Annotated in this window: 23 protein-coding genes and 1 riboswitch; of the genes, 7 read left to right on the top strand and 16 right to left on the bottom strand. The window is 73.0% G+C overall.

From position 1 onward, the window contains the following. A partial coding sequence (locus KCH_RS26665) for a cobalamin biosynthesis protein (protein ID WP_063750185.1) occupies positions 1-661 on the bottom strand: 661 nt, incomplete at its 3' end. A 31-nt stretch (positions 662-692) separates the two neighbouring features. Continuing rightward, a riboswitch (cobalamin riboswitch) is annotated at positions 693-825 on the bottom strand. A 362-nt stretch (positions 826-1,187) separates the two neighbouring features. On the opposite strand from KCH_RS26665, the gene KCH_RS26670 reads away from it, so the two are divergent. Then, positions 1,188-2,300, top strand: a complete 1,113-nt coding sequence (locus tag KCH_RS26670; RefSeq protein ID WP_035867159.1) for an alpha/beta fold hydrolase — start codon at positions 1,188-1,190, stop codon at positions 2,298-2,300. A 378-nt stretch (positions 2,301-2,678) separates the two neighbouring features. Continuing rightward, the gene (locus KCH_RS26675) at positions 2,679-4,010 is read left to right on the top strand and encodes a hypothetical protein (protein WP_035867161.1); all 1,332 of its coding nucleotides are present in this window, start codon (positions 2,679-2,681) and stop codon (positions 4,008-4,010) included. Between the two features lie 64 nt (positions 4,011-4,074). Here the strand turns inward: KCH_RS26675 and KCH_RS26680 are convergent, their stop codons facing one another. The 9 genes from KCH_RS26680 to KCH_RS26720 all read right to left on the bottom strand — a co-directional run bounded on the left by KCH_RS26680 (position 4,075) and on the right by KCH_RS26720 (position 15,481). Continuing rightward, complete coding sequence (locus tag KCH_RS26680; RefSeq protein ID WP_380365256.1) at positions 4,075-4,953, bottom strand: CDP-alcohol phosphatidyltransferase family protein; 879 nt, start codon at positions 4,951-4,953, stop codon at positions 4,075-4,077. Beyond that, complete coding sequence (locus KCH_RS26685; RefSeq protein WP_035867163.1) at positions 4,940-5,617, bottom strand: phosphatidylserine decarboxylase; 678 nt, start codon at positions 5,615-5,617, stop codon at positions 4,940-4,942. Before KCH_RS26685 ends, KCH_RS26680 begins: the two co-directional genes overlap by 14 nt. 434 nt (positions 5,618-6,051) lie before the next feature. Further along, positions 6,052-7,254: an acyl-CoA dehydrogenase family protein gene (locus KCH_RS26690; RefSeq protein WP_035867166.1), complete on the bottom strand. Its 1,203-nt coding sequence runs from the start codon at positions 7,252-7,254 to the stop codon at positions 6,052-6,054. Positions 7,255-7,388: 134 nt separating this feature from the next. Next, positions 7,389-7,886 (bottom strand): MaoC family dehydratase, encoded by a 498-nt coding sequence (locus KCH_RS26695; protein ID WP_035867168.1) that lies wholly within the window; start codon positions 7,884-7,886, stop codon positions 7,389-7,391. 3 nt (positions 7,887-7,889) lie between these two features. Beyond that, entirely contained in the window at positions 7,890-8,849 is a 960-nt protein-coding gene (locus tag KCH_RS26700) for an HpcH/HpaI aldolase/citrate lyase family protein (protein WP_035867169.1), read from the bottom strand. Positions 8,850-8,868: 19 nt separating this feature from the next. Continuing rightward, positions 8,869-10,893, bottom strand: coding sequence for a protein meaA (locus KCH_RS26705; RefSeq protein ID WP_084223936.1), 2,025 nt, complete (start codon positions 10,891-10,893; stop codon positions 8,869-8,871). After that, complete coding sequence (gene ccrA, locus KCH_RS26710; RefSeq protein WP_035867170.1) at positions 10,893-12,230, bottom strand: crotonyl-CoA carboxylase/reductase; 1,338 nt, start codon at positions 12,228-12,230, stop codon at positions 10,893-10,895. Before ccrA ends, KCH_RS26705 begins: the two co-directional genes overlap by 1 nt. A gap of 369 nt (positions 12,231-12,599) precedes the next feature. After that, positions 12,600-13,511 (bottom strand): TetR family transcriptional regulator, encoded by a 912-nt coding sequence (locus KCH_RS26715; protein ID WP_035867173.1) that lies wholly within the window; start codon positions 13,509-13,511, stop codon positions 12,600-12,602. 194 nt (positions 13,512-13,705) lie between these two features. After that, positions 13,706-15,481 (bottom strand): 3-hydroxyacyl-CoA dehydrogenase family protein, encoded by a 1,776-nt coding sequence (locus tag KCH_RS26720; RefSeq protein ID WP_035867176.1) that lies wholly within the window; start codon positions 15,479-15,481, stop codon positions 13,706-13,708. Between the two features lie 403 nt (positions 15,482-15,884). Here KCH_RS26720 and KCH_RS26725 point away from each other — a divergent pair, with 403 nt between their 5' ends. Continuing rightward, positions 15,885-16,466 carry a Uma2 family endonuclease gene (locus KCH_RS26725; protein ID WP_035867177.1) on the top strand — a complete coding sequence of 194 codons (582 nt, stop codon included), beginning with the start codon at positions 15,885-15,887 and terminating at the stop codon, positions 16,464-16,466. A 63-nt stretch (positions 16,467-16,529) separates the two neighbouring features. Here the strand turns inward: KCH_RS26725 and KCH_RS26730 are convergent, their stop codons facing one another. Beyond that, entirely contained in the window at positions 16,530-18,017 is a 1,488-nt protein-coding gene (locus tag KCH_RS26730) for an MFS transporter (protein ID WP_035867179.1), read from the bottom strand. Positions 18,018-18,154: 137 nt separating this feature from the next. Beyond that, positions 18,155-18,787, bottom strand: coding sequence for a TetR/AcrR family transcriptional regulator (locus KCH_RS26735; protein ID WP_035867181.1), 633 nt, complete (start codon positions 18,785-18,787; stop codon positions 18,155-18,157). Between the two features lie 199 nt (positions 18,788-18,986). On the opposite strand from KCH_RS26735, the gene KCH_RS26740 reads away from it, so the two are divergent. Then, positions 18,987-20,297, top strand: coding sequence for a type I glutamate--ammonia ligase (locus KCH_RS26740; RefSeq protein ID WP_084223937.1), 1,311 nt, complete (start codon positions 18,987-18,989; stop codon positions 20,295-20,297). A gap of 7 nt (positions 20,298-20,304) precedes the next feature. Here KCH_RS26740 and KCH_RS26745 read toward each other — a convergent pair whose 3' ends face one another. Further along, positions 20,305-21,087, bottom strand: coding sequence for a sporulation protein (locus KCH_RS26745; RefSeq protein WP_035867185.1), 783 nt, complete (start codon positions 21,085-21,087; stop codon positions 20,305-20,307). 127 nt (positions 21,088-21,214) lie between these two features. Between KCH_RS26745 and KCH_RS37860 the strand changes: the two genes are divergently transcribed. Beyond that, positions 21,215-22,003 carry a sporulation protein gene (locus KCH_RS37860; RefSeq protein ID WP_051653480.1) on the top strand — a complete coding sequence of 263 codons (789 nt, stop codon included), beginning with the start codon at positions 21,215-21,217 and terminating at the stop codon, positions 22,001-22,003. 32 nt (positions 22,004-22,035) lie between these two features. Here KCH_RS37860 and KCH_RS26755 read toward each other — a convergent pair whose 3' ends face one another. From KCH_RS26755 to KCH_RS37865, 3 genes are all read right to left on the bottom strand, one after another. Continuing rightward, entirely contained in the window at positions 22,036-23,241 is a 1,206-nt protein-coding gene (locus tag KCH_RS26755) for a hypothetical protein (protein WP_035867187.1), read from the bottom strand. Positions 23,242-23,299: 58 nt separating this feature from the next. Beyond that, complete coding sequence (locus KCH_RS26760) at positions 23,300-23,836, bottom strand: SigE family RNA polymerase sigma factor (protein WP_084223939.1); 537 nt, start codon at positions 23,834-23,836, stop codon at positions 23,300-23,302. A gap of 123 nt (positions 23,837-23,959) precedes the next feature. Then, complete coding sequence (locus KCH_RS37865; RefSeq protein ID WP_051653481.1) at positions 23,960-24,589, bottom strand: DnaJ-like cysteine-rich domain-containing protein; 630 nt, start codon at positions 24,587-24,589, stop codon at positions 23,960-23,962. A gap of 176 nt (positions 24,590-24,765) precedes the next feature. Here KCH_RS37865 and KCH_RS26770 point away from each other — a divergent pair, with 176 nt between their 5' ends. Both KCH_RS26770 and KCH_RS26775 read left to right on the top strand, forming a co-directional pair. Then, positions 24,766-25,326: a GNAT family N-acetyltransferase gene (locus KCH_RS26770; protein WP_035867191.1), complete on the top strand. Its 561-nt coding sequence runs from the start codon at positions 24,766-24,768 to the stop codon at positions 25,324-25,326. A 71-nt stretch (positions 25,327-25,397) separates the two neighbouring features. Further along, positions 25,398-25,811, top strand: a complete 414-nt coding sequence (locus KCH_RS26775; protein WP_035867199.1) for a hypothetical protein — start codon at positions 25,398-25,400, stop codon at positions 25,809-25,811. Positions 25,812-25,814 lie beyond the last annotated feature (3 nt).

The following is a 25,814-nucleotide window of genomic DNA, read 5'->3' on the forward strand; positions in this document are numbered from 1 at the left end:
CGGGGGAGTCGGACGCGGCGACCGTCAGCAGCGCGGTGAGCCTCGCTCCGGGCCACCCGGCGACGTCGTCCAGGCGGGCGGAGGCCCAGCCGAAGCGGCGGTAGCGGGCGGACTTGTGACCCACCATCGCGTCCAGCGTGTTCACCGCCCGGAACGCCAGCAGCCCGGGCGCGCCCGCGAGGCCGCCCCACACCAGCGCGTTGACGACCGCGTCGGCGGTGTTCTCCGCGACGGACTCCACCACGGCCCGCGCGATCTGCTGCTCGTCCAGGCCGGACGGGTCGCGCCCGCACAGGTGGGGGAGCCGTTCCCGAGCGGCCGTCAGGTCGCCGTCCGCCAGCGACTTCCCGATCGTCCGGGCCTCCCGGGAGAGCGACGTCCCGCCGAGGACGGTGAAGGTCGCACCGGCGGTCAGTGCCGCCGAGGCCAGCGGCGAACGCCGCACGGCCCGCGCGGCGAGCGCCGCGCCGCCCGCGACGGCGCCGACGGCGATCGCGGTGTAGGCCGCGCCCGCACCGCGGTGGTCGCGCCAGAGCCGGCGTTCCAGTCGGGTCGCGGCGGTGCCGAACAGGGCGACGGGGTGTCCGCGCCGAGGGTCGCCCAGCCGGGCGTCCGCGAGATATCCCGCGACCGCGCCCACCAGGTACGGGGCAGCCCGCATGGCGTCGTGTCCTCACTCAGGGTCCGCGCCCTGGATCGACGGAACGAAGGCCAGAGTCTCCTGACTTCCGGTCACCCCCTCGTCGTGGGGCGCCCGGTCACAGTGGCGGGACCGCGCCGGACTCGCACCGGCTTCCTCTGTTTACCTCCGTTTGGCCCGAAGATCCCACCACGCCCGCTTCCGGCCAGTCAACCGACGCGACAGAGCGTTTGGTCACACACCGTCGCCACCCGCAGACGTCGGGAGGCGGCGGGAGCGGGCCGGACCCGCCCCCCGAAGCCGTTCCGGAAAAGGCCCGCCCGGTCCCCCGCGGTACGTGTCCGCCCCCCTCCGCGGGGAGGACGACGCCGGCCCGCCGGAAGCCCACCCGGATTCGAATGGTGTGCGAATTGAAGAATCGTCAGGGGGCAATCGGTACGGGCCCGGAACCGGCCCCGCCGTCACTCCCGGTGGGGTTCCGATTCGCCGTGGGGCGGGCGGGCAGGTGCACTGGAGGCAGTGGATCGTCAGGACTCGGGAGATTGCCATGCGTTGGGGAACCGCCGCCGTTGTCGCAGCCGCCGCCGCAGGGGCCGGAGTGGGGGCGTTCCTGCTGCTGGGCCGGAAGGTGTCGGACGGGGTGGTGCAGCCGGGAGCGGTGGAGCCGCCGCCGGCGGTGACGGTGCACGAGCTGGGGCCGGGGCGGGTGACGCTGACGGCGACGCCGGACACCGTCCGGCGCGGGCACTACGCCCTGGAGTGGGGGGAGGGCGGCCACGCGGTGGTGGGGGAGGTGCTGGCGGCCGCGGGCGGGCGGGTGACCAGGCGGCTGGAGCGGGCGGAGCACGGCACCCTCGCCGTCGGCACCGAGGTGCGGCTGACCCCGCGGGTGCTGATCGGGGATCCGCGCAGCGCGCTCGGCCTGGACTTCACCGACACCGCCGTGCCCGGCGATCTCGGCGCGTTCCCGGCGTGGCGGACGACCGGGATGCGCGGCACCTGCGTGGTGCTGATCCACGGCGCGGCCGCGGGCCGTTCGCAGGCGCTGCCGGTGCTGCCGCTGCTGCACGCCCTGCGGCTGCCCACGCTGACCGTCACCTACCGGGGCGACGCCGGCGCCCCGGTGTCGCCGGACGGGCTGGCGCACTTCGGTGAGACCGAGTGGCAGGACGTGGACGCGGCGATCGGGTCGGCGCTCGACCACGGCGCGGGCCGGGTGGTGCTGTGCGGGTGGTCGATGGGCGCGACCATCGCGCTGCAGACGGCCGCCCGTTCGGCCCGGCGGGAGCGGATCGCGGGGCTGGTGCTGGACTCCCCGGTGCTGGACTGGTCGGAGTCGGTGCGCCGGGCGGCGGCCGGTCGCGGCGCGTCCCCGATGCTGGCCGAGCTGGGCGCGCTCTCCGCGCAGGGCCGCACCGGCGTGGACCTGGCGGACTTCGCCCGGATCGCGTCGGGCGCCGACCTGCCCGCGCCGACGCTGCTGCTGCAGAGCCCGGACGACCCGATCACGCCGTGGGCCCCCGCCCGGCGGCTCGCGGCGGAGCGGGAGGACCTGGTGAGCCTGCACTCGGTGCCACATGCGCAGCACGCGGCGCTGTGGAACGCCGATCCGGCGGGGTACACCGAGGCGCTGCGGCGGTTCCTGACCCCGTTGCTGTGAGCGTCCGGCGGGTGCGCGGCGGAACCGGAACCGGGTCCGCCGCGTCCTCATGTCGTAGCGGTGACCCCCTGCGACATGTCCATGACGGAAAGCGGAGTGGTTCGTCCCGCTTTGACACGGCTTGTCCGCCCGTCGTTCGAACGGTTCGGACAATGCGCCGAGACAGCCCGGCAGTCGATGTGACAGAAGGCCGGTGCAAGGGGAAGACTGCACGGCGTGACGTCTCGGAACCCGCGCGACCGTGATGCCCCGCACCCGCCCCGCCGCATCGGTGCGACGGTGACCCGTCTGCCCGGAACGGCCGTCGGGCGTGCGGAGGGCACCGTACCCGCCGCAGCCAACCGCCGCCGGGTACCCGCCAAGCCCGGACGGGGCCGAGTGCCTGTCCCGGACGGCTTCCCCGCACCCGCCGAGCTCGCCCCGCTGGCCCGCCGGATGCTCGCCGACGCGGTCCGCGTCGCCCACTGGGCCGGCGAGCTCACCGAGGTCGACAAGCGCGGCGAACTCCTCCCCGAGGACGCCCGCGCCGCCGGCCGCGCCCTCTCGATGACCGTCGGCGCCGCCGCCAACGCCTGGGGCCAGGCGCTGCTGGTCGGCCTGGTCGAGCTCCGCGACGGCGGCGCCGGGCCGGGCTGGCGGCTGCACGCCTGGGAGCGCGACGACGAGGCCGTGATCCGCGGCTGGTCCGCGCTGTTCGACGCCTGGACGCTGCTCGCCCCGGTGCCGCCCGCCGCGCTCCGCGGGGTGTTCGCCCAGCTGGCCGGCCAGGCGGTCGACCAGGCCCCGCAGCTGCTGTCCTTCCTGCACCTGGTGGACGGGCCGGTCGCCGACAGCGAACTGCTCGAACTGCTCCGCCGCGGCCTGGACGAGCGCCGGCTCGGCCCGGGCACCTTCCCGCTCTCGCCGGTGCCGCACGCCGCGTCCGCGGTCTCCGCCGTCCGCGGCACCTGCCGCGAACCGCAGATCGACACCCCGCACTCGCCCGCCGACGTGGCCGCCGTCCTGGACTGGATGCTCGACGGCCTGGCCGCCGTCGGCGCGCTCGGCCGGGAGGACGAGGCCGCCGAGCTGTCCCCGCTCGGCCACTGGGCGGTGCGGGCCAAGCTGGAGGAGATCTGCACCGTCGCGCAGACCGCCGCCGGCCACATCGAGCAGAGCGCGCAGGAGCTGCTGAGCGCCTGCGCCGACTACAGCCCGGGGCCGGCCCGCGCCGAGTTCCGCGCCTGGGTCGCCGCCCGCCCCGCCGACCGTGCGGTCGCCGAACTGCTGGAGGCCGCCCGCGGCGAGGACGCGCTGGTCCGCGGCCTGGCGTTCGAGGCGCTGCGGGTGGTGGCGGGCTCCACCGCCGAGCAGGGCGTCCGGGCCGCCGTCGAGGAGGCCGTCCTGCGGCCCTACGCGCTGCTCTGGCTGGCCGAACAGCTGGACGAGGGGGGCGTCTCCCCGGCCGACGTGCTGGGCGCGGAGGACGCCGCCTGGCTGTGGGTGGACACCGCCGCCGCCGTCCTCGACCACGGCGAGACCGCGCTGCTGGTCGGGCACGTCGAGGGCGCGTCGGCGGGCGAGCCCGTCCGGCTGTTCCACCGGGCCCGGCAGTCCGGCCACCCGCGGGCCGCGAGCGTGCTGACGGCCGTGGCCTCGGTGCACCCGGACCCGGCGGTGGCCCGGGCCGCCCGCCGCAGCGCGTTCTCGGTGCACACCGGCGGCGCGTGACCGCACCGGACCACGAGAAAGCCCCCCGCTCGGACCGAGCGGGGGGCTTTCTGCTGTGCCGTCGTCAGCCGCGGTTCTCCGCGCGGCGGGCGCGGACCACGCCCACCTTCTCGCCGACCTTGCGGCGGATGACCAGCAGCGGCGCCATCGCGGCCAGCGCGATCTGGGCGAGCGCGCCGATGTGCATCAGGGTGTCGCCGCCGGGCAGGCCCGCCGCCCAGGAGGCCAGGCAGCCGATGGAGACCACGATCCAGGCCACCGTCGCGGTGGCCAGCAGGCCCTGCGGCTTCGGGTACTCGATCCGGCTGACCATCAGGTAGGCCACACCGAAGATCAGCAGCAGGCCGGGGACGAACGGCGGGTCGAGCAGCACGATCGCGATGACGGTCATCGCGCCCATCGGGCACGGCATGCCCTGGAAGATCCCCGGCCGCATCTTCACGGCCGAGAATCGGGCGAGCCGCAGCACCACCGCCAGCAGGACGGTCAGCGCGATGAACGCCGACAGCTGCTGGTTGGAGCCGGAGGAGACCAGGCCCCACACCGCGACGAAGTACGCCGGCGCGATGCCGAAGCTGATCAGGTCGGCCAGGTTGTCGAGCTCGGCGCCGAGCGCGGAGGAGCGCAGCTTGCGCGCCACCAGGCCGTCGAAGAGGTCGCACATCGCGCCGATCAGCAGCAGCGTCACCACGGTGGCGGCGCTGTGCTTGACGGGGGCGTTCGACTCACCGGTGAGGTGCGGCATCAGGATGCCGGTGGTGGTCGAGTAGATGGCGAGGAAGCCGCAGACCGCGTTGCCGAGGGTCAGGAAGTCGGCGGTGGACAGGTGCTGCGGGGAGCGGGGCGCGCGCAGTTCGCGGTCCCGCGCCCAGCGGCGGCGGCGCAGCTCGGTGGATTCCTCGTCGGCGAGGCCCACGAGAGCCTCCGGATCAGTCACGGTCAAGGCGAGTCACCCCGGCGGTGGTCTTCTGGCCGACCGTGACGCCGACCTCGACGCCCGCCGGCAGGTAGGTGTCGACGCGGGAGCCGAAGCGGATCAGACCGACCCGCTCGCCCTGCTCGACCTTGGTGCCGGCGTCCATGTAGGGGACGATGCGGCGGGCGACGGCGCCCGCGATCTGCACCATCTCGATGTCGCCGAGCTCGGTGTCGAAGTGCCACACGACGCGCTCGTTGCGGTCGCTGTCCTTGTTGAACGCCGGGACGAATCCACCGGCGATGTGCTCGACGGACGTCACGGTGCCGGGCAGCGGCGCGCGGTTGACGTGGACGTTGAGCGGGCTCATGAAGATCGCGACCCGGGTGCGGCCGTCCGGCCACTCGTCGATGGACTGGACCACGCCGTCGGCCGGGGAGATCACTCTGCCGGCGCCGATCTCACGCTCGGGGTCGCGGAAGAACCACAGCATGCCCGCGCTGAGCGCGCAGGCGGGCACGGCCGCCAGGGCCCACTTGCCGGAGCGCCGGGTGAGGGCGGTCGTCACGGCGGCGGTGGCCAGCGTGGGGACGAACCAGGGGGTGGCACCGCGCGCGATGGTCACGCGGGGACGCCGACCCTCGGGAACGAAACCCTGGGCGGAGGTGTGAGGGGACGGGCTGATGGGCATCGAAGACCTTTAGTCGCGGGCCCCGCGCGGGGACACAGAATGGCCCCTGGACGGGGGCCACCGCGGGGATCGAGTTGTCTGGGACGGCTGCTGTCCCGGTGGATGCTATCGGGACCTGCCGGTATCTGGGCAAGCCGCCTGCTAGTCGAACTACGCCTGCCTGCCGAGTCGTGCACCTGCTATGTGTACGACCGTAACCGGACGGGGTGCGGTTCCCCAAGAGGTCTCGGGTCACGGGTGATTCACGTCTCAGCGACACGCCGGTCACAGGCAGTGCACGGAAGCGGCCGTCCGGCGCGTACCTGGGGAAACGCGCCGGGCGGCCGCATCGTGCGCCGTGCCCGCCCCCGGGTCGGCTGACCAGGCCGGGGGGCGGGCACGGTCCGGCCGGGGCGGGCCCGCACGCCCGCCACCGGCTCCGGAACGGGACTGCCTCAGTCGGCGAGCCGGTACTCCTCCAGCAGGCGACGTCCCACGATCATCTTCTGGATCTCCGCCGTACCTTCACCGATCAGCAGCATCGGGGCCTCCCGGTACAGCCGCTCGATCTCGTACTCCTTGGAGAACCCGTAGCCGCCGTGGATCCGGAACGAGTCCTCGACGACCTCCTTGCAGTACTCGGAGGCCAGGTACTTGGCCATGCCGGCCTCCAGGTCGTTGCGCTGCCCGCTGTCCTTCTTGCGGGCGGCCATCACCATCATCTGGTGCGCGGCCTCGACCTTGGTGGCCATCTCGGCGAGCTTGAACTGGATCGCCTGGTGCTCGGCGATCTTCTTGCCGAAGGTGGTGCGCTGCTGCGCGTAGGCGATGCCCAGCTCGAAGGCTCGGCGGGCCACGCCGCAGCCGCGCGCGGCCACGTTGACGCGGCCGACCTCGACGCCGTCCATCATCTGGTAGAAGCCCTTGCCGGGGACGCCGCCCAGGATGCGGTCCGCCGGGATCCGGACGTCCTGGAGCACCAGCTCGGTGGTGTCGACGCCCTTGTACCCCATCTTCTCGATCTTGCCGGGGACGGTGAGGCCTGGAACGGTCTCGTTCGGCCCGAAGCCCGGGGTCTTCTCGATCAGGAAGGTGGTCATGTTCTTGTAGGGCGTGCTGCCGCCCTCGTCGGTCTTGCAGAGCACCGCGACCACGGACGAGGTGCCGCCGTTGGTCAGCCACATCTTCTGGCCGTTCAGGACGTAGAACTCTCCGTCCTTCACGCCCTTGGTGGAGATCGCCGACACGTCGGAGCCGAGGCCCGGCTCGGACATCGAGAAGGCGCCGCGCAGCTCGCCGGCGGCCATCTTCGGGAGGAAGTAGTCCTTCTGCTCCCGGGTGCCGTGCGCGTTGATCATGTGCGCCACGATGAAGTGGGTGTTGACGATGCCGGAGACGGACATCCAGCCGCGGGCGATCTCCTCCACCACCAGGGCGTAGGTGAGCAGCGACTCGCCGAGGCCGCCGAACTCCTCGGGGATGGTCAGCCCGAACAGGCCGAGCTGCTTCATGCCCTCGACGATGGCGGTCGGGTACTCGTCCTTGTGCTCGAGTTCGGTGGCGACCGGGATGATCTCCTTGTCGACGAACTCCCGCACGGTGGCGAGGATGTCCCGCTGGATCTCGGTGAGGCCGTCGGTCTGTGCGAGGCGTCCCATCGTGCGGCTCCGTGACTGCTCAAGAGGGTTGGGGGTGAGGGGGCTCCGCGGCGCGTGGCTGCCGCGGAGCCCCCGGTACCGGGTGGGGGCTGGGCCGATGACGGCGGCCCGCCCGTCCGGGGTCCGGGAGGCCGTCAGGCCAGCGGCTCGGGGCGGCCGGGCTGGTCGCCGCCGCGCTCCTTCAGGTACTGCTCGGTCGGCACCATCACCTTGCGGCGGAAGGTGCAGACGACGGTGCCGTCCTGCTTGTAGCCCTTGGTCTCGACGTGGACGATGCCGCGGTCCGGCTTCGAGGTCATGTGCTTGTCGAGGACCGTGGTCTCGCCGTAGAGGGTGTCGCCGTGGAAGGTCGGCGCGATGTGGCGCAGCGACTCGATCTCCAGGTTGGCGAGCGCCTTGCCGGAGACGTCCTCGACGCTCATGCCCAGCAGCAGCGAGTAGACGTAGTTGCCGACGACGACGTTCCGGCCCTGCACGGTGGTGGTCGCGTAGTTGGCGTCCAGGTGCAGCGGGTGGTGGTTCATGGTCAGCAGGCAGAAGAGGTGGTCGTCGTACTCGGTGACGGTCTTTCCGGGCCAGTGCTTGTAGACCGCGCCGACCTCGAACTCCTCGTAGGTGCGTCCGAACTGCATGGCTCAGGCTCCCGGGATCTCGAACTTGGTGGTGCGCTCCATGCCCGCGGCGCGGCCCTTGCCGGCGATGACCAGGGCCATCTTGCGGCTGGCCTCGTCGATCATCTCGTCGCCGAGCATCGCGGAGCCCTTGGCGCCGCCCGCCTCGGAGGTGCACCAGTCGTAGGCGTCGAGGATCAGCTCGGCGTGGTCGTAGTCCTCCTGCGCCGGCGAGTAGATCTCGTTGGCGGCGGAGACCTGGTCCGGGTGCAGCACCCACTTGCCGTCGAAGCCCAGCGCGGCGGAGCGGCGGGCGACCTCGCGGTAGCCCTCCTGGTTGCGGATCTGCAGGTAGGGGCCGTCGATGGCCTGCAGGTCGTTGGCGCGGGCGGCCATCAGGATGCGCATCAGGATGTAGTGGTAGGCGTCGGCGCCGTAGCCGGGCGGCTGCTCGCCGACCACCAGGGACTTCATGTTGATGGAGGCCATGAAGTCGGCCGGGCCGAAGATGATGGTCTCCAGGCGCGGCGAGGCCTGCGCGATGGCGTCCACGTTGATCAGGCCCTTGGCGTTCTCGATCTGCGCCTCGATGCCGATCTTGCCGACCTCCAGGCCGACCGTCTTCTCGATCTGGGTGAGCAGCAGGTCCAGCGCGATCACCTGCTGGGCGTCCTGCACCTTGGGCAGCATGATGCAGTCCAGGTTCTGCCCGGCGCCCTCGACCACGGTGATGACGTCGCGGTAGGTCCAGTGCGTGGTCCAGTCGTTGACCCGGACCACCCGGGTCTTGCCGCCCCAGTCGCCGTTGTTCAGGGCGTCCACGATGTTGTGGCGGGCGCTCTCCTTGACCAGCGGGGCGCAGGCGTCCTCCAGGTCCAGGAAGACCTGGTCGGCGGGCAGGCCCTGGGCCTTCTCCAGGAAGCGCGGGTTGCTGCCCGGCACCGCCAGGCAGGAACGGCGCGGACGGAGGCGGTTCACAGTCATGAGGGGAGTTCCTTCCGGGTCAGCTGGTCGCGGCGGTGGTCGCGGCCCACGGCTGAAGCCTGTTGGCCAGCCGGATCTCGTCCACGATCCGGCCGATGATGGTGGTGATGCCGAAGTCCTTGGGTGTGAACACGGCAGCGACTCCGGCGGCCCTGAGGGCCTCGGCGTCCGCTGCCGGGATGATGCCACCCACGATCACCGGCACATCCTCCACCCCGGCCCGGTCCAACCGCTGTATGACGTCGGGCACAAGCGCCGGGTGCGCGCCGGACAGGATGGACAGGCCGACGCAGTGCACGTCCTCGGCGACGGCGGCGGAGACGATCTGTTCGGGCGTCAGGCGGATGCCCTGGTAGACCACCTCGAAGCCGGCGTCGCGGGCCCGCACGGCGATCTGCTCGGCGCCGTTGGAGTGCCCGTCCAGGCCGGGCTTGCCGACCAGCAGGCGCAGCTTGCCGGTGCCGAGTTCGGCGGCGGTGGCGGCCACGGCCTCGCGGACGGCGGCGAGTTCGCCGCCCGGCTCGGCGGCGACCGCGACCGGCGCGCCGCCGACCCCGGTGGGGGCGCGGTACTCGCCGAACACCTCGCGCAGCGCGAACGACCACTCGCCGGTGGTGGCGCCGGCCCGGGCGCAGGCGAGGGTGGCGGCCATCAGGTTCTCCTCGGTGGCGGCCACCTCCTTGAGGCGGGCCAGCGCGACCTGCACCGCAGCCTCGTCCCGACTGCCGCGCCAGGCCTCCAGGTTGGCCAGCACGGACCGCTCGGAGGCCGGGTCGACCACCATGATGGCGGTGTCCAGGTCGGCGGTGAGCGGGCTCTCCTCGGTGGTGTCGAAGCAGTTGACGCCGACGATCTTGTCCTCGCCGGCCTCGATCCGGGCCCGCCGGGCGGCGTGCGAGGCCACCAGGCTGGACTTCAGGTAGCCGGACTCGACGGCCGGGATCACCCCGCCCATGTCCAGCACCTTGGCGATCTCCGCCTCGGCGCCGGCCAGCAGCTCCGCGGTCTTCTCCTCGACCACGTGCGAGCCGTTGAACAGGTCGCCGTACTCCAGCAGGTCCGACTCGTACGCCAGCACCTGCTGGATGCGCAGCGACCACTGCTGGTCCCACGGCCGCGGCAGGCCCAGGGCCTCGTTCCAGGCCGGGAGCTGGACGGCCCGCGCGCGGGCGTCCTTGGACAGCGTGACGGCCAGCATCTCCAGCACGATGCGCTGGACGTTGTTCTCCGGCTGCGCCTCGGTCAGGCCCAGCGAGTTGACCTGCACGCCGTAGCGGAAGCGCCGCTGCTTGGCGTCCTCGATGCCGTAGCGCTCCCGGGTGACCTTCTCCCAGAGCCGGGTGAAGGCCCGCATCTTGCACATCTCCTCGACGAAGCGGACGCCCGCGTTGACGAAGAAGGAGATCCGGGCGACCACCTCGCCCATCCGCTCGGCCGGGACCTGCCCGGAGTCGCGGACGGCGTCGAGGACGGCGATCGCGGTGCACATCGAGTAGGCGATCTCCTGGACCGGGGTCGCCCCGGCCTCCTGCAGGTGGTAGCTGCAGATGTTGATCGGGTTCCACTTCGGGATGTGCGCCACCGTGTAGGCGATCATGTCGGTGATCAGCCGGACGGAGGGGCCGGGCGGGAAGACGTGCGTCCCGCGCGACAGGTACTCCTTGACGATGTCGTTCTGGGTGGTGCCGGTGAGCTTGGCGATGTCCGCGCCCTGCTCCTCGGCGACCACCTGGTACAGCGCCAGCAGCCACATGGCGGTGGCGTTGATGGTCATCGAGGTGTTGGTGCGCTCCAGCGGGATCCCGTCGAACAGGGTCCGCATGTCGCCCAGGTGCCCGACCGGCACGCCGACCCGGCCGACCTCGCCGCGGGCGAGGACGTGGTCGGAGTCGTAGCCGGTCTGGGTCGGCAGGTCGAAGGCCACCGACAGGCCGGTCTGCCCCTTGGCGAGGTTGCGCCGGTACAGCGCGTTGGAGTCGCTCGCCGTGGAGTGGCCGGCGTAGGTGCGCATCAGCCAGGGGCGGTCGCGTTCCTGAGCGCCCATCAGATGTCCCGGAAGGCGTTGATCTTGGTGAGGTGCTGCGCCCGCAGCTCCTGGTCGCGCACGCCCAGACCCTCCTGCGGGGCCAGGCAGAGCACGCCGACCTTGCCCTGGTGGGTGTTCCGGTGCACGTCGAGCGCGGCCTGCCCGGTCTCCTCCAGCGAGTAGACCTTGGACAGGGTCGGGTGGATCTTGCCCTTGGCGACCAGGCGGTTGGCCTCGAAGGCCTCCCGGTAGTTGGCGAAGTGCGAGCCGACGATGCGCTTCAGCGACATCCACAGGTAGCGGTTGTCGTACTGGTGCATGTAGCCGGAGGTGGAGGCGCAGGTGACGATGGTGCCGCCCTTGCGGGTGACGTAGACGGACGCGCCGAAGGTCTCGCGGCCGGGGTGCTCGAAGACGATGTCCACGTCCTCGCCGCCGGTGAACTCGCGGATCTTCGCGCCGAACCGCTTCCACTCGCGCGGGTCCTGGTTGTGCTCGTCCTTCCAGAACCGGTAGCCCTCGGCGTTGCGGTCGATGATCGCCTCCGCGCCCATCGCCCGGCAGATCTCCGCCTTCTGCGGGCTGGAGACCACGCAGATCGGGGTGGCGCCGCCGGCCAGCGCGTACTGGGTGGCGTACGAGCCGAGGCCGCCGCTGGCGCCCCAGATCAGCACGTTGTCGCCCTGCTTCATGCCCGCGCCGTTGCGCGAGACCAGCTGGCGGTAGGCGGTGGAGTTGACCAGGCCCGGGGAGGCGGCCTCCTCCCAGGTGAGGTGCTTGGGCTTGGGGAGCAGCTGGTTGGTCTTCACCAGGGCGATCTGGGCCAGGCCGCCGAAGTTGGTCTCGAAGCCCCAGATGCGCTGCTCCGGGTCCATCATCGTGTCGTTGTGGCCGTCGGGGGACTCCAGCTCGACCGACAGGCAGTGTGCGACGACCTCGTCGCCCGGCTTCCAGGCGTTGACGCCGGCGCCGGTGCGCAGCACCACGCCCGCCAGGTCGGAGCCGAGCACGTGGTACGGCAGGTCGTGACGCTTCGTCAGCGGCGACAGGCGGCCGTAGCGCTCCAGGAAGCCGAAGGTGGAGACCGGCTCGAAGATCGAGCTCCACACCGTGTTGTAGTTGACCGAGCTGGCCATCACGGCCACCAGGGCCTCGCCGGGGCCGAGTTCGGGCAGCGGCACGTCGTCGAGGTGGAGCGACTTGCGCGGGTCCTTGTCGCGGCTGGCGAGGCCGGCGAACATCTGCTCCTCGTCCTTGTGGAGCGTCACGGCCCGGTAGGACTCGGGCAGCGCGAGGCCCGCATAGTCGGCGGACGTGGCGTTGCCGCTGAGGATCGCGTCGAGAATTTCCTGCATGGCTGCCTCCGAAGGCGTACCTGTGCGAGGGACACAGGGCGTCTGGGGGAGCCGGGAGCGGACACCGGCTTCGCTGAGGGTCTGAGGGCGGTACTGCGGTGGTGCGACGGAAGGGGTGGGGTCGCGGGTGCACGTCCCCCGGGTAGGGGGGACACCGGACGACGGCGCGCCGAGGTGGGGAGCCGCGGCGCCGCGACCGGTGGCAACAAGGTAGTGGCACCCTGTGCCACTCGTAAAGACACGGGGTGCCAACTTGTGGCGTGAGCCAGGACACTCCGTGCCGGGGCGTGCCGGGGACGCGCGAAGGCCCGTTCCCGAAAACGGGAACGGGCCTTCGAATCTGCCTGTCACCTGCTGAAACTGCCTGGATTACACGGTGTTTCGCCCCGCCAGCGCGGCCCGGATCGAATCCACCACGGTCTCCAGCGGAGCATCCGTGCGGGCCACTGTGATCAGTACCTCACCACCGGGGCTGGCACTCAGTGCGCTCACGGCAGCGGAGTCCTCCGGTGTCACACCGTCACCATTGGCACCCGGTGCCACGGTGGTGCCGCGGCGGCGGGCGCCGCTCGGCGGGGTCGGCCAGAACGTCCCCCGGATCACCTCGAAGGAGTGGTCGAGCTGCGCCTCCACGTCGCCGTGCCCGCCGGCCCGCAGCCACCGCCGCAGCACGTGGTTGTGGGCCGCGACCACCGCCGCCGCCGACACCTCGGCCAGCATCGAGTCGTCGTCCCCGCCGCGCTGCCAGCCCGGCGGGGTCTGCTCGGCCGCGTCGAAACGGCCCAGCAGGTAGCGGGTGAACAGCCGCTCGTACCGGGAGACCACCGCGATCTCCCGCTCGCGCAGCGCCGGCACCTGGCGGATCAGCTGGTAGCGGGCCACCGACATGTCCGGGGTGGAGGCGTACATCCGGAGCACCTCCTTGATGCCCCGGCACACCACGTCCAGCGGGTGCTCCTCCGGCTCGGCGCTGGCCAGCAGGTCGGCCACCCGCACCAGGGTGTCGTCGTGGTCCGGGAAGATCGCCTCCTCCTTCGACCGGAAGTACCGGAAGAAGGTGCGCCGGGCGACCCCGGCCGCGGCCGCGATCTGATCGACCGTCGTCTCCTCGTACCCCTGGGTGGCGAACAGCTGCATGGCCGCCGCCGTGAGGTCCTGGCGCATCTGCAGCCGCTGGGCGGCGGCCCGGCGACTGCCCGGTCCGGACTCCACCCCCGACCGCGACTGGTCCGGCCCGGCGGCCGGTGGCTGCTGCTGGGCAGGCGAGGTCTGGCGATCCATGCCGGGAACGCTACACGCACCCGGTGCCGCCCCTGCCGGCCTGGCCCTGCGCACCGGTGCCGAGGGGGGCGTCACGGCGGGCCGGGGCCACCGCGAGGAGACCGCGCCCGCACCCCAAGGAGGCCGCGGAACGGCCGGGTTGACGCCCCCGGCGGGCGACGGACGGGGGCTCGGCGAGGATCCCGGACGGCCGGTCATCGCCGTGCGTGGTCGCGGAAACCGCGGCCGGTCTTGCGGCCCAGGCAGCCCGCCGCGACCAGGTGCTCCAGCAGCGGCGCGGCCGCCAGACCCGGCTCCCGGAACTCCTGGTGCAGCACCTTCTCGATGGTCAGCGACACGTCCAGGCCCACCACGTCCAGCAGTTCGAACGGGCCCATCGGGTAGCCGCAGCCCAGCTTCATCGCGGTGTCGATGTCGTCCACCGTCGCGTAGTGCTCCTCCAGCATCCGCACCGCGTCGTTCAGGTACGGGAACAGCAGGGCGTTCACGATGAAGCCGGCCCGGTCGCCGCACTCCACCGGGTGCTTCTTCACCGTGCCGCACAGCTCCAGCACGGTCGCCGTGACGTCCTCCGCGGTCAGCACCGTGGAGACCACCTCGACCAGCCGCATGGCCGGCGCCGGGTTGAAGAAGTGCATGCCGACCACGTCCTGCGGGCGGCCGGTCGCCGTCGCGCAGGAGATCACCGGCAGCGAGGAGGTGGTGGTGGCCAGCACCGCCCCCGGCTTGACGATCTTGTCCAGGGTGGCGAACAGCTCGCGCTTCACCGCGAGGTCCTCCGCCACCGCCTCCACCACCAGGTCGACGTCCGCCAGGTCCTGGTAGCCGGCCGCCGGGGTGACCAGCGCCAGCGCCTCGTCCCGGGCCTGCTCGGTCAGCCGGCCGCGCGACACCGAACGCTCCAGCGCCTTCGCCAGCTGCGCCTTCGCCCGCTCCGCCTTCTCCTGGCTGCGGGCCGCCAGCAGCACCGGGAAGCCCGCCTTCGCGAACACCTCCACGATGCCGGTCGCCATCGTCCCGCTGCCGCACACGCCGACGCTGCGCACCTCGCGGCCGGCCGGCCGCGGCTTCGCGGCCGCGGCCCGCTCGTCGACCACCTTGGACGAGCCGGGGGCCGCGTAGGTGTAGAAGCCGCGGCCCGACTTGCGGCCCAGCAGGCCCGCCGCGACCAGCTGGCCGAGGATCGGCGCCGGGGCGTGCAGCCGGTCCCGGGACTGCTCGTACATCGCCTCCAGCACCGTGCGGGCGGTGTCCACGCCGATCAGGTCGAGCAGCGCGAGCGGGCCCATCGGCAGGCCGCAGCCCAGCCGCATCGCCGCGTCGATGTCCTCCCGGGTGGCGTACCGGGACTCGAACATCGCCGCCGCCTGGTTCAGGTAGGCGAACAGCAGGCCGTTGGCGATGAAGCCCGCCCGGTCGCCCGCCGCGACCGGCTCCTTGCCCAGGTCGCGGGCCAACTCGGCCACCTGGTCGGCGGCCTGAGGCGACGTCAGCACGGTGCGGACCACCTCGACCAGCTTCATGGTGTGCACCGGGTTGAAGAAGTGCACCCCGAGCACCCGCTCCGGGCGGGCGGTGGCCGCCGCGATCCGGGTCACGCTCAGCGCGGTGGTGCCGGTCGCCAGCACCGTCTCCGGCGGGCAGATCCGGTCCAGCTCGGCGAACAGCGAGCGCTTGAGCTCCAGGTCCTCCGGGACCTCCTCGATCACCAGGTCCGCCTGCGCGGCCGCGGTCAGGTCGTCGCCGACCTCGATCAGCGCGAGCAGCGCGGTGCGCTCCTCGGCGGTCAGCCGCTCACGCGCCACCGCACGGGCGGTGGCCGCCTCGATCCGGTCCAGCGCCCGCAGCGCCTGGGTCGGGCCGGCCTCCACGCCGATCACCCGCCGGCCGCTGCGGGCCACCGCCACGGCCACGCCGGCACCCATGGTGCCCAGGCCGACGACGGCAACAGTGGGGAAGGGACGCTCCATTGTCCTGACTCCTTGTCATGGGCCCGTGCCGCGGCCCCCGCCACCACCCGGCCGCGGCAGCGCGAACCCGGGTGGAGGGTGTGACGGGGGAGGGTGTGCCGGCGGCACGGGAGAAACGGGGAACGGAAGAAGAACAGCGGCGACCCCGCGGTACGGACCGGTCCGCTCCGGTTCCGTCGAGGGGCACGTGCCGTGGTGCTCAGGCGCTCCGACAAAGATCATGAAGCGACGCCGACGCGCACACAGAGGAAAGAAACGCGACCGCCCGGTGCGGCTCCCGAAGCCCGGCGCTGGCGCGTGCCGACACTGTAGCCCAGCTACTGGCGGGTAGGAAGAGGGAAAGACCCGTCGGCCGGGTGTCGAACTGCCCATACTGTGGCCGCAGCTCCCCGAGGAGGTCACCATGGCTGTCATGACGACTGAGCGCCCGCAGATGGAACTCGACGAGTTCAGAGAGATCGCCATAGCGGCAGAGCGAAGGGACGTGGTGCTCGAGTTCATCAACGGCAGGATCGGAGTCAAGCCGGTGCCCGACGGCGACCACGGCGAGATCATCATGTGGGTGCTGGAACGCTGCCTGGCGCAGCGTCCGGACCTGCGGCTGTACCCCGAGCAGGGCTTGCAAGTGGCGAACTACCGCAACGGGCGCGCCAAGCCGGACGGTTCACTCGCCCCCCGCCGCAACTTCGCGGGCCAGGGGGAGTGGGCCGACCCCTCCGGTGTGCTGATGGTGGTCGAGGTGACGTCGTACGACACCGACGCCAACCGGCGCGACCGGGTGGAGAAGCCGCAGGCCTACGCGGAGACCGGCATTCCGGTGTACCTGCTGGTCGACCGGGACGCCGGTTCGGTGACGGTGCACAGCGAGCCCGACAACGGCCGCTACGAGAGCGTCGTGACGCTGGCGTTCGGGCACGTGGCCGAGCTGCCGGGCCCGGTGAACGTGACGCTGGAGACCGAGGAGCTCAAGGAGTTCATCCGCTGAGTGCGGAAGACGACGGCCCCGCCCGGGAGTTCCGGGCGGGGCCGTCGTGCGGGCGGTGACGGGTCAGTGCGCCATGACGGGGACGGCGTCCTCGACGGCGGCGGTGGACTCGTCGTGCTGGGGCTTGCCGGCGTTGATCAGCGTGAAGGCGGTGACGCCCGCCAGCAGCAGGATGCCGAACGCGGCCCAGATGGCGATCGAGTAGGAGTGCACCTGGGTCTGCAGCGCGAACAGCTTCGGGTCGGTGGCGGTGGCCATGTGCGCCTTCGCGTACGAGGTGCCGGCGCTGTGCGCGACGGTGCTCAGCAGGGCGGTGCCGATCGCGCCGCCGACCTGCTGCGAGGTGTTGACCATCGCGGAGGCGACACCGGCGTCGCGCGGCTGGACGCCGTAGGTGGCCAGGCTCATCGCCGGCATGAACGCGGTGCCCATGCCGAGGCCCATCAGCACCAGGCCGGGCAGGATCTGCCAGTACGAGGTGTTCACGTCGATCTGGGTCAGGATCAGCAGGCCGAGCGAGGCGACCACGAAGCCGGGCGCCATCAGGTACCGGGCCGGGACCCGGGTCATCAGGCGGGCGCCGATCTGGGTGGAGCCGGTCACCATGCCGGCCACCATCGGCAGGAAGGCGAAGCCGTTGACCAGCGGCTTGTAGCCCAGCACGCCCTGCATGTAGAGGGTGAGGAAGAGGAACAGGCCGAACATGCCGATCACGGCCATGCCGAGCGAGAGGTAGACGCCGCCGCGGTTGCGGTCGGTGATCACGCGCAGCGGCAGCAGCGGGGCGGAGACCCGGCTCTCGACGACCACGAAGGCGGCCAGCAGCACCGCCGCGGCCACGAACAGGCCGATGGTGCTGGCGTCGCCCCAGCCCTCGCTCTCGGCGCGGGTGAAGCCGTACACCAGGGAGACCAGGCCGAGGGTGACCAGCAGCACGCCCGGGATGTCGAGGCGGTTGCGGTTCAGGCCGACGGCGGGCTCGCGGATGACCATGACCGCGCCGGCGATGGCGACCACGGCGAACGGGATGTTGACGTAGAAGGTCCAGCGCCAGTTCAGGTACTCGGTGAGCGCGCCGCCCAGGATCAGGCCGATCGCACCGCCACCGCCGGCGACGGCGCCGTAGATGCCGAACGCCTTGGCGCGCTCCTTGCCGTCCGTGAACATCACGGCGAGCAGCGACAGCGCGGCCGGCGCGAGCAGCGCGCCGAACACGCCCTGCAGGGCGCGGGCGCCCAGCAGCATGGCGGTGTTGACCGCGGCGCCGCCGAGCGCGGAGGCCGCGGCGAAGCCGACCAGGCCGACCATGAAGGTCCGCCGGCGGCCCCACAGGTCGGCGACCCGGCCGCCGAACAGCAGCAGACCGCCGAAGGCCAGCGCGTAGGCGGTGATCACCCACTGGGTGGTGCTGTCGGCGAAGCCGAGGTCTTCCTTGGCACGGGGGAGCGCGATGTTCACCACGGTCGCGTCGAGCACGACCATCAGCTGCGCCAGGGCGATGAAGAAGAGCGCCTTCCACCGGCGTGGATCCGGCTGGAGGGTTTCGGACATGGAGGTACCCACCTGTGAGTGCGAGAGAGCGTACGAGACGTGCGGAAGCATGCGGAACGGCGCAGACCGGTCAGGTCGGACGGTCCGTCAGGAGTCGTGGAGCGCGAGGCCGTTCGGCCCGGGCGGGGCCGAGGGGTTCAGACGCGGTGCGTGAGGTCCTCCAGGGTCACGGCACGGCCGGGCAGCGGGGACGGCGCGACGGTGCGCAGTCCGTCCAGCAGGAGCTGGAGGTGACGGTGGACGAACCGGTCCAGGTCGAGGCAGCCGGTGCCGGGGAGCGGTCGGGTGAGCTGGGAGACGGCGACCAGGACGTCGCCGGCCCCGATGTCGGAGCGGAGCAGCCCGTCGTCCTGCGCCCGGGTGATCAGGTCCTCGGTGACCTGCTTCAGTTCGGCGCGGGCGTCGACGAGCTCGGGGTCGTTCGGGTCGGTGGTGCCGGACAGCAGCGAACAGAGCGCGCCGATCCGCTCGTCGGCGGCGGCGTGCACGAAGCGGCTGACCGCGGCGAAGGAGTCGGGCTCCTCGGCGGTGGCCGCGTGCGCGTGCGCCATGACCCGTTCGATGACGGCGAGCGTCACCTGCTGGATCAGCGTCCGGCGGTCGGCGAAGTTGCGGTAGAGCGTGGCGTTGCCGACGCCGGCCCGGCGGGCGATCTCGTCGAGCGGGGCCATCGCCCCGTGGTCGACGAAGGCCTCGCGGGCGGCGGCGACGATGCGCGCGCGGTTGCGGGTGGCGTCCGCGCGCCGGCGGGGGGCGGCGACCGTGGTCATGGTGTGTGCGCTCCCTTCGGGCGGCGGTGGAGAGCGGGGAAGGACTCCCCGTTTCCCTGCGGACAGTGGTTCAAACGGGGAGTTGGTCCCCGGAATTTCATCATCTGATGTGACCTGCGTCACATTGCTGCTTCCACGGACGGGTGACCCGTCGGCCGAGTCGCCCGGACACCGCATCGTCGCAGGCCAGCATGGGTGCATGAGCACCGTGAAGCCGCGCGCCGAGCGCGCCGCCGAGGCCCGGTTGGCCGCCACCAGGATCGAGGCCGAGGGCGTCGACGGCGTGATCGTCGGCTGGGTCGACAACTCCGGCGTCACCCGGGTCAAGACCGTCCCCGTCCGCGGCCTGGAGAACGCCGCCCGCTGGGGCCTCGGCGCCTCGCCCTGCTTCGACGGCTTCCTGGTCGACGACTCGCTCGCCCCGTCCGCCGGCCCGGTCGGCGACCTGCGGCTGGTCCCCGACCTGGCCGCGCTGCACCGCCTCGCCGCTCAGCCCGGCTGGGCCTGGGCCCCCGGCGACCGCTGGACCCAGCAGGGCGACCCGCACCCCGGCTGCCAGCGGCAGTTCGCCCGCCGCGCCACCGAGGCGCTCGCCGAACGCGGCCTGACCGTCCGGGCCGGCATCGAGGTCGAATGGATCGTCGACGGCGGCGAGGCCGGCCCCGCGTACGGCATGCGCCGCCTGATCGGCCACAGCGACTACCTGCGCGACCTGCTGCGCACCCTGCGCGAGCAGAAGCTGACGGTCCTCCAGCTCCACCCCGAGTACAGCGACGGCCAGTTCGAACTCTCCCTCGCCCCCGGCGACCCGGTCGAGGCCGCCGACACCGCCATGCTGGTGCGGCACACCGTGCAGGCCGTCTCGCTGCGGCACGGCCTGCGGGCCAGCTTCGCGCCCGTCACCGCGCCGAACGGCGTCGGCAACGGCGGCCACCTCCACCTGAGCCTGTGGCGCGACGGCCAGAACCTCGGCCACGGCGGCAGCGGCCCGCACGGCCTCACCCGGGAGGCCGAGGCCTTCCTCGCCGGGGTGCTGGCCGAACTGCCCGCGCTGCTCGCCCTCGGCGCCCCGTCCGTCGCCAGCTACCTGCGGCTGGTCCCCGGGCACTGGTCCGGCCCGCACCGCTGCTGGGGGCTGGAGAACCGGGAGGCCGCGCTGCGGCTGATCACCGGCTCCGCGCCCGAGCAGGCCAACGCCGAGATCAAGTGCTTCGACGCCGCCGCCAACCCCTACCTGGCCGTCGGCGGGGTGCTGGCCGCCGGCCTGGCCGGCCTCGGCGCCGCCCTGCGGCTGCCCGCCGAGACCCCCGGCGACCCCGACGGCGTCGCCGAACGCCTTCCCGCCGGCCTCGGGCAGGCGGCGGACGCGCTGCGCAAGTCCGAGGTGCTGCGCGCCGCGATGGGCGACCCGCTGTGGCAGTCGGTGCTCGACGTCCGGGAGGCGGAGATCGCCCTGTTCGCCGAACTCGGCCCGGCGGAGATCATCGAGGCGGTCCGCTACCGGTACTGACGGGCCGTCAGCGCGGCGCCCGGTCCTTCACGGCGAGGGAGGCCAGCGCGTCCCGGAGCCGCGGGCCGAGATCGGCGGCGCCGGCCTCGTGGTGGGCGACCGGGAAGGACACCGCCGGCGGCTTGTCGCTCCACCAGAAGAACTGGCGGGCCGCCCGGCGCACGAACACCGTCGCGCCCACCACGTTGTTGACGAAGACGACCTCCAGCGCGGGGAACCCGGCCGGGTCGGCGGCCGGGTCCTCCACGTGGAAGACCTGGGTCCGCAGGCTGCGGTGGTCGATGCCCTCCACGGAGGTCGCCAGCAGCTCCGAGCCGGTGAACCGGTAGCCCTCCGCCAGCAGCGCGTCCATCACCGCCTCGTGCAGCGGCAGGGCCGCCACATGGAGGAAGTCGACGTCCCGGACGTCGTCCGAGTCGTAGCCGAGCGTGGTGACCAGGGACAGGTCGACACCGGTCGACCGGCCGCCGAGCTCGGTGACGGGGCAGTCCCAGCGGAGCCGGCCGTGGAAGCCGATCCGGCGGTCGGTGTTCCGCTCCACGTCGAACCACGTGATCTCGGGGCGGAGGTCGGTCTCGTCGCCGTCGACCGTGGTGCCCTCCCAGTCGCGGGCCTTGCTCACCACGTCCAGGTGCAGATCGTGGATCCGCAGCTTCAGCCAGCCCGCCCGGAACAGCACCTCGCCCTCGATCCGCTGCCCCGGCTGCGGGAGGACGGTGCCGATCACGGTGTCGATCCGCGGGTCGTGGCCGTTCCCGTCGCCGATCCCCAGCAGCTTCCGCAGCCCCATCGTCCGCCTCCCCGCGCAAAGTTCGGGCAAAGCCTAACGCCGCCCCGGCCGGGAAAACCCGCCCGCGGCGGGAGAGCGCCGCCCGGCTATGCTCGGCCCCCTGACCGCACCGAGGAGGGGGCCGCCGGTGGCCGAGCGAGGAACGTCGGAGAACGGGCCCGAGGCGGAGCTCACCGACCCGCCCGAGGTCGAACTGCGGCTCGACGACCCGGAACTGACCGACCGGTGGATCGCCGGCACGGCGGTGGTCCGGGCCGGCCGCCAGGCGCTGGAGCAGGTCGACTTCAGTATGGAACTGGTGGCCGACGCCTACAGCCACCGGGGCAAGCACCTGGAGATGGTGGTCTGCGGGCTCACCGTCGACGACTACTGCTTCGAACTGGCCGCGGGCGAGGAGCACCAGGTGCGGTTCCGGCGGGAGCTGCCCTGGGAGTGCCCGTTCACCGAGTACGAGGGCCGGGGCTTCGACTTCGGGGTCGGCGTGCGGGCCACGCTGCGCACCACCCCGGCCAAGCCGGGCGGCATCCGCCACCGCGTCCCGCTGCGGATACCGCCCACCGCCGCGCCGGCCGCCGCCGTCGCGGCCTTCGCCGAACTCGGCTACACGGAGCGCTCCGCCCGGGTGATCGACCAGCGCATCCCGGGGGCCGGGCAGTTCTACTCGGGCCACCAGTCGCTGTTCCTCACCGACCCGGCCGGGCAGGGCCGGGACTTGTCGCAGCTGGAGCTGTCCTTCGCCACCAACCAGGTCGGCGCCCTGCTGCACCTGCGCCGGGCCGCACCCGGCAAGTACAAGTGGACGTCCCGCCCGCCCACGGTCACCTTCCCCGTCGCCCACCACGAGACCCCCTACGCCGACCTCACCACCCGAGCCCGCGCCGCCCTGGATGAACTCCGCCTCCTGGAGCGCGCCTAGCCTTCAGCGGTGCCCCGGCTCCTGGAGCGCGCCTAGCGGTTCTCCGGCTCCGCTGTCGGTACCGTCCAGCCCGGGCACATGGCGATTGCGGTGAGTTGACTCGGCGTCAGCAGGGGTGGCTTGCCGGCCTCGGGGCTGCCTGCGCCCGCCGGGTTGAGGGCCGTCACGCGGACCCGGGTGCCGTCGGGGCGGAGGACGTCGACGATCGACTCGGTGGCGCCCTGCGAGCCCGGGACGGGGCGGGCGTCGACGCTGCGGAGGCGGGTGTCGTCCTCCAGCACGGCGGCCTCGGCGAACCAGTTCTGCGCGGCCCGGTCGGCCTTCTCCTCCTGGACCAGCAGCTCGACGGTGCGCCTGCCGTCCGTCAGGGTCGCCCGCTGGTTCGGCCCGGCGCCGGTGCTCGTCAGCACCTTCAGGCCGGGCGGCAGCAGGTCGGGGCGCTGCACCCGGATGCCGGTCACCGAGATGTTCGGGACGCCCGGCGTCAGCGCCGCCTCGAAGGTGCGCCACCCCGGGTCGGCGGCCAGCGCCCGCAGCTGGGCGACGCTCAGCAGCGGCTCCGGCCGGGTCGGCTCGCCCGAGGCGGTCGCCGAGTTGAACGAGGCGACGGTGACCCGCGTCCCGTTCGGCGAGTTCAGCTCCACCTCGGTGTACTTCTTCGGCGCCGCGTCCGGCGTGGTGTACTCGGTGACGGACACCCGGGTGCCGTCGGGCTCGGTCGTCTCCTCGCACTTCACGCCCTGGATCGGGTAGCTCGCGCACGCCTTGGACCCGCCCCACCCGACGGTGTTGTAGATGTCCACGCCGAGCACGCTCGCTCCGCGGCCGTCGTCCAGGGTCAGGACCGCGTTCGCCGTGCCGGACGGGAACGCGGCCACGCCGAGCGTCGATCCGGAGGAGCGCACCACCCGCAGACCCTTCGGCAGCCGCTCCGCCACCGCGGACACCAGGTGCGCCTCCTGCGGGATCAGGCCGACCTCGGACGGCGCCGGCGGGGCGGACACCGCCGGGGCGACGCTCTCCGTCCGCAGCACGGGCGGCAGCACGGCCGCGGACACCCCGGTCACGGCCAGCACCGCGACGGCCGCGCCCAGCACCGTCCGGCGGCGCTGCCGACGGCGGCCGAGGGCCGCGCCGCCCATGGCCAGGCGCGGGGTGTCCGGCAGGAAGCTCTCCCCGGTCTCGTGGAAGACCCGCGCCAAGCGGTCCTCGAAGTCGTGCTCGGGCAGTGCGGACATGCGTGATCACCGTCTCCGGGTGAGAAGGGCAAAGGGGAACAGGGTCGTTGACGGCACGTCAGTGCGCGGCGAGGTCGTTGAGGCCGTCGCCCAGCAGGGCCCGCAACCGGGTCAGCGCCCGGGAGGACTGCGACCGCACCGCACCCGGGCGGCAGCGCAGGATTTCCGCGGTCTCCTCGACGCTGACGTCCTCCCAGTAGCGCAGCACCAGCACCGCGCGGTCCCGCGGCGCGAGCCGGGCCAGCGCCTCCAGCAGCGTCATCCGCAGCGTGCTGGTGTCCTCCGGGCCCGCCAGGTCCGGCAGTTCGGCGACCGGGCGCTCGCTCGAACTGCGCCGCCGGTGGTGGTCGATGAACTGCCGGTACAGCACGCCCTGCGCGTAGCCGGCCGGATTCTCTATCGCCCGGCCGCCGAACAGCCGCCCCGGTCTGCGCCACACCAGGTACATCCGGCTCAGCGTCTCCTGCACCAGGTCCTCGGCGAGATGGGTGTCGCCGCCCGTCAGCAGACAGGCCGAACGGAAGAGCGGGCCGGACCGGTTGGCGGCGAACTCCGCGTACTCCAGGTCGCCGCTGCGCACTGCTGCTCGTGCCACGTTCGCTGTTCTCCCCCGGCTCCGTACCTTGTCACCCTTCTGACGTACCGGGGTGCCGGGGACGTCACGGGCCCGACCCGGGAAGTTTCCGCCCGGTCCGGATCGCGGAGGGGAGCGGCGGGTTCAGCGCCGCGGACGCTCGCCCGCGCCCCGGCAGAACGGGCACGCCCGGCTGCCCAGGCAGTCCCCGCAGCGCACCTGCCCCTCGGTCCGGCCGCCCCAGGTGACGCCGCCCATCGTCCAGCCGCGGCCCCAGCAGCGCTCGCACCAGCCCAACCCCTCGCACTCCGGGCACAGTTCGTGGCCCGGCCGGACGTTCTCCGGCGCGAGCAGCGGCTCCGGCCGGACGAACTCCTCCGGCAGGTGCAGCGCCATCGGCTCCAGATCGGCCCGACAGAGCGTCAGACCGCGCACCGGGTTCAGGTGCAGGCGCAGCGTCATGCCGTCCCGCCAGGCGTGCAGCACCGTCGAACCGGAGTCGGTGTGCTCCACCGTCACCTGCCAGTCGGCCAGCGCCGCCTTCGCCCGGGCCGGCAGGTCCGCCGCGTCCGGCGTGCGGTCGAAGGCGACCTGCCGGTGGTAGGCGAAGCTCAGCGGATTGCCGAAGGCGGTGATGTCCGGATGCTCCGGGAGCCCGACCACCGGCGCCATGCCGGGCACCAGCGCCTCCAGCAGCTCAGCGACCTCGGCGAACAGCCGCTCACCGCGCCGCCGCAGCTCCGCCCGCGCCCCGGGTATCTCCTCGCCCGCCATCGCCCCTCGCTTCGACGTGCCGCCAACCGGCCGGGCGCGTCCGGGAGTTGATCGACGCACGCGCCGGGCCCGCCGATTCTAGGCACCCGCCCCGCCCGACCGGCAGCCCCCCACGGAGACCGGGGACTCCCGGGAACGGGCGGACGGCCGGACCGGGCGAGTGGTACGAAGACCGGATGACGAGCTACTGGCAGGGCGAACGCGTACGGCTGCGAGCGGTCGAGCCCGGGGACGGGCCGCTGCTGGCGCTGCTCTCCGAGCAGGAGGAGCGGCTCGGAGACCTGCTCAACCCGCCGCGCTCCGCCGAGGGCTGGCAGGCCCGCGCCCGCGAACTGGCCACCGCCGACCCGGCCGCCGACACCTGGACCCTGATCGTCGAGTCGCGGGCCGACGGCACCCCGGTCGGCTCGATCGGCGTGCACCGCGCCGACCCGCGCAACGGCTGGTTCGAGTACGGCATCACCGTCGGCGCCGAGCACCGCCGCCGCGGCTACGGGGCCGAGGCCGCCCGGCTGGTGATCCGCCATCAGTTCGAGGAGCGCCGCTACCACAAGGCCACCGCGAGGGTCTTCGCCCACAACCTGCCCTCGCTGGAACTCCAGCGCCGCCTCGGCTTCACCGAGGAGGGCCGCCTGCGCCGCCACGCCTTCCTCTCCGGCCGCCACCTCGACGTGGTCCTGCTCGCCCTCTTCGCCGAGGACTTCCCGGCCGGTCACGGAGCGCCCGCACAGCCCTGATCCGAAACCCGATGGCAGGCCGGGTCGTTGCCCTGACACGATGACGGCCCGTCCGACCGGAGGAGCCCACCGTGCCCACGCCCGCCGACCGTCTCGCCGAGGCGCGCGAGTCGAGCGACCCGGCCGCGCTGCGCGCCCTCACCGCCACCGGGTACGCCTTCGTGGACCAGGCCCTGGCGGTCAACCCGCACACCCCGCCGGACGCGCTGGCGGTGCTGGCCGGGGCCCGGCACAGCGTCTGGAACGACAACTGCCTGCTGGGCCTGCTGGCCGAACACCCCGCCGCGGACGGGGCGGTGCTGCACGCCGTACTGGCGGCCGTGGCGGAGCGCCTCGCGGCGGGGGAGCGGCCCTACACGGCGGCGCTCGCGCTGGCGCGGCGGCCGGAGCTGCCGGCCGACGGGGTGCGGGCGCTCGGGCGGACGGCGGGGGCGTCGGCCCGGCTGCGCAGGCGGCTGGCGCGGGCGCTGGACGGGCGCGGCTGAGCG

The sequence above is a fragment of the Kitasatospora cheerisanensis KCTC 2395 genome (assembly GCF_000696185.1).
In the GTDB taxonomy this organism is placed as follows: Bacteria; Actinomycetota; Actinomycetes; order Streptomycetales; family Streptomycetaceae; genus Kitasatospora; species Kitasatospora cheerisanensis.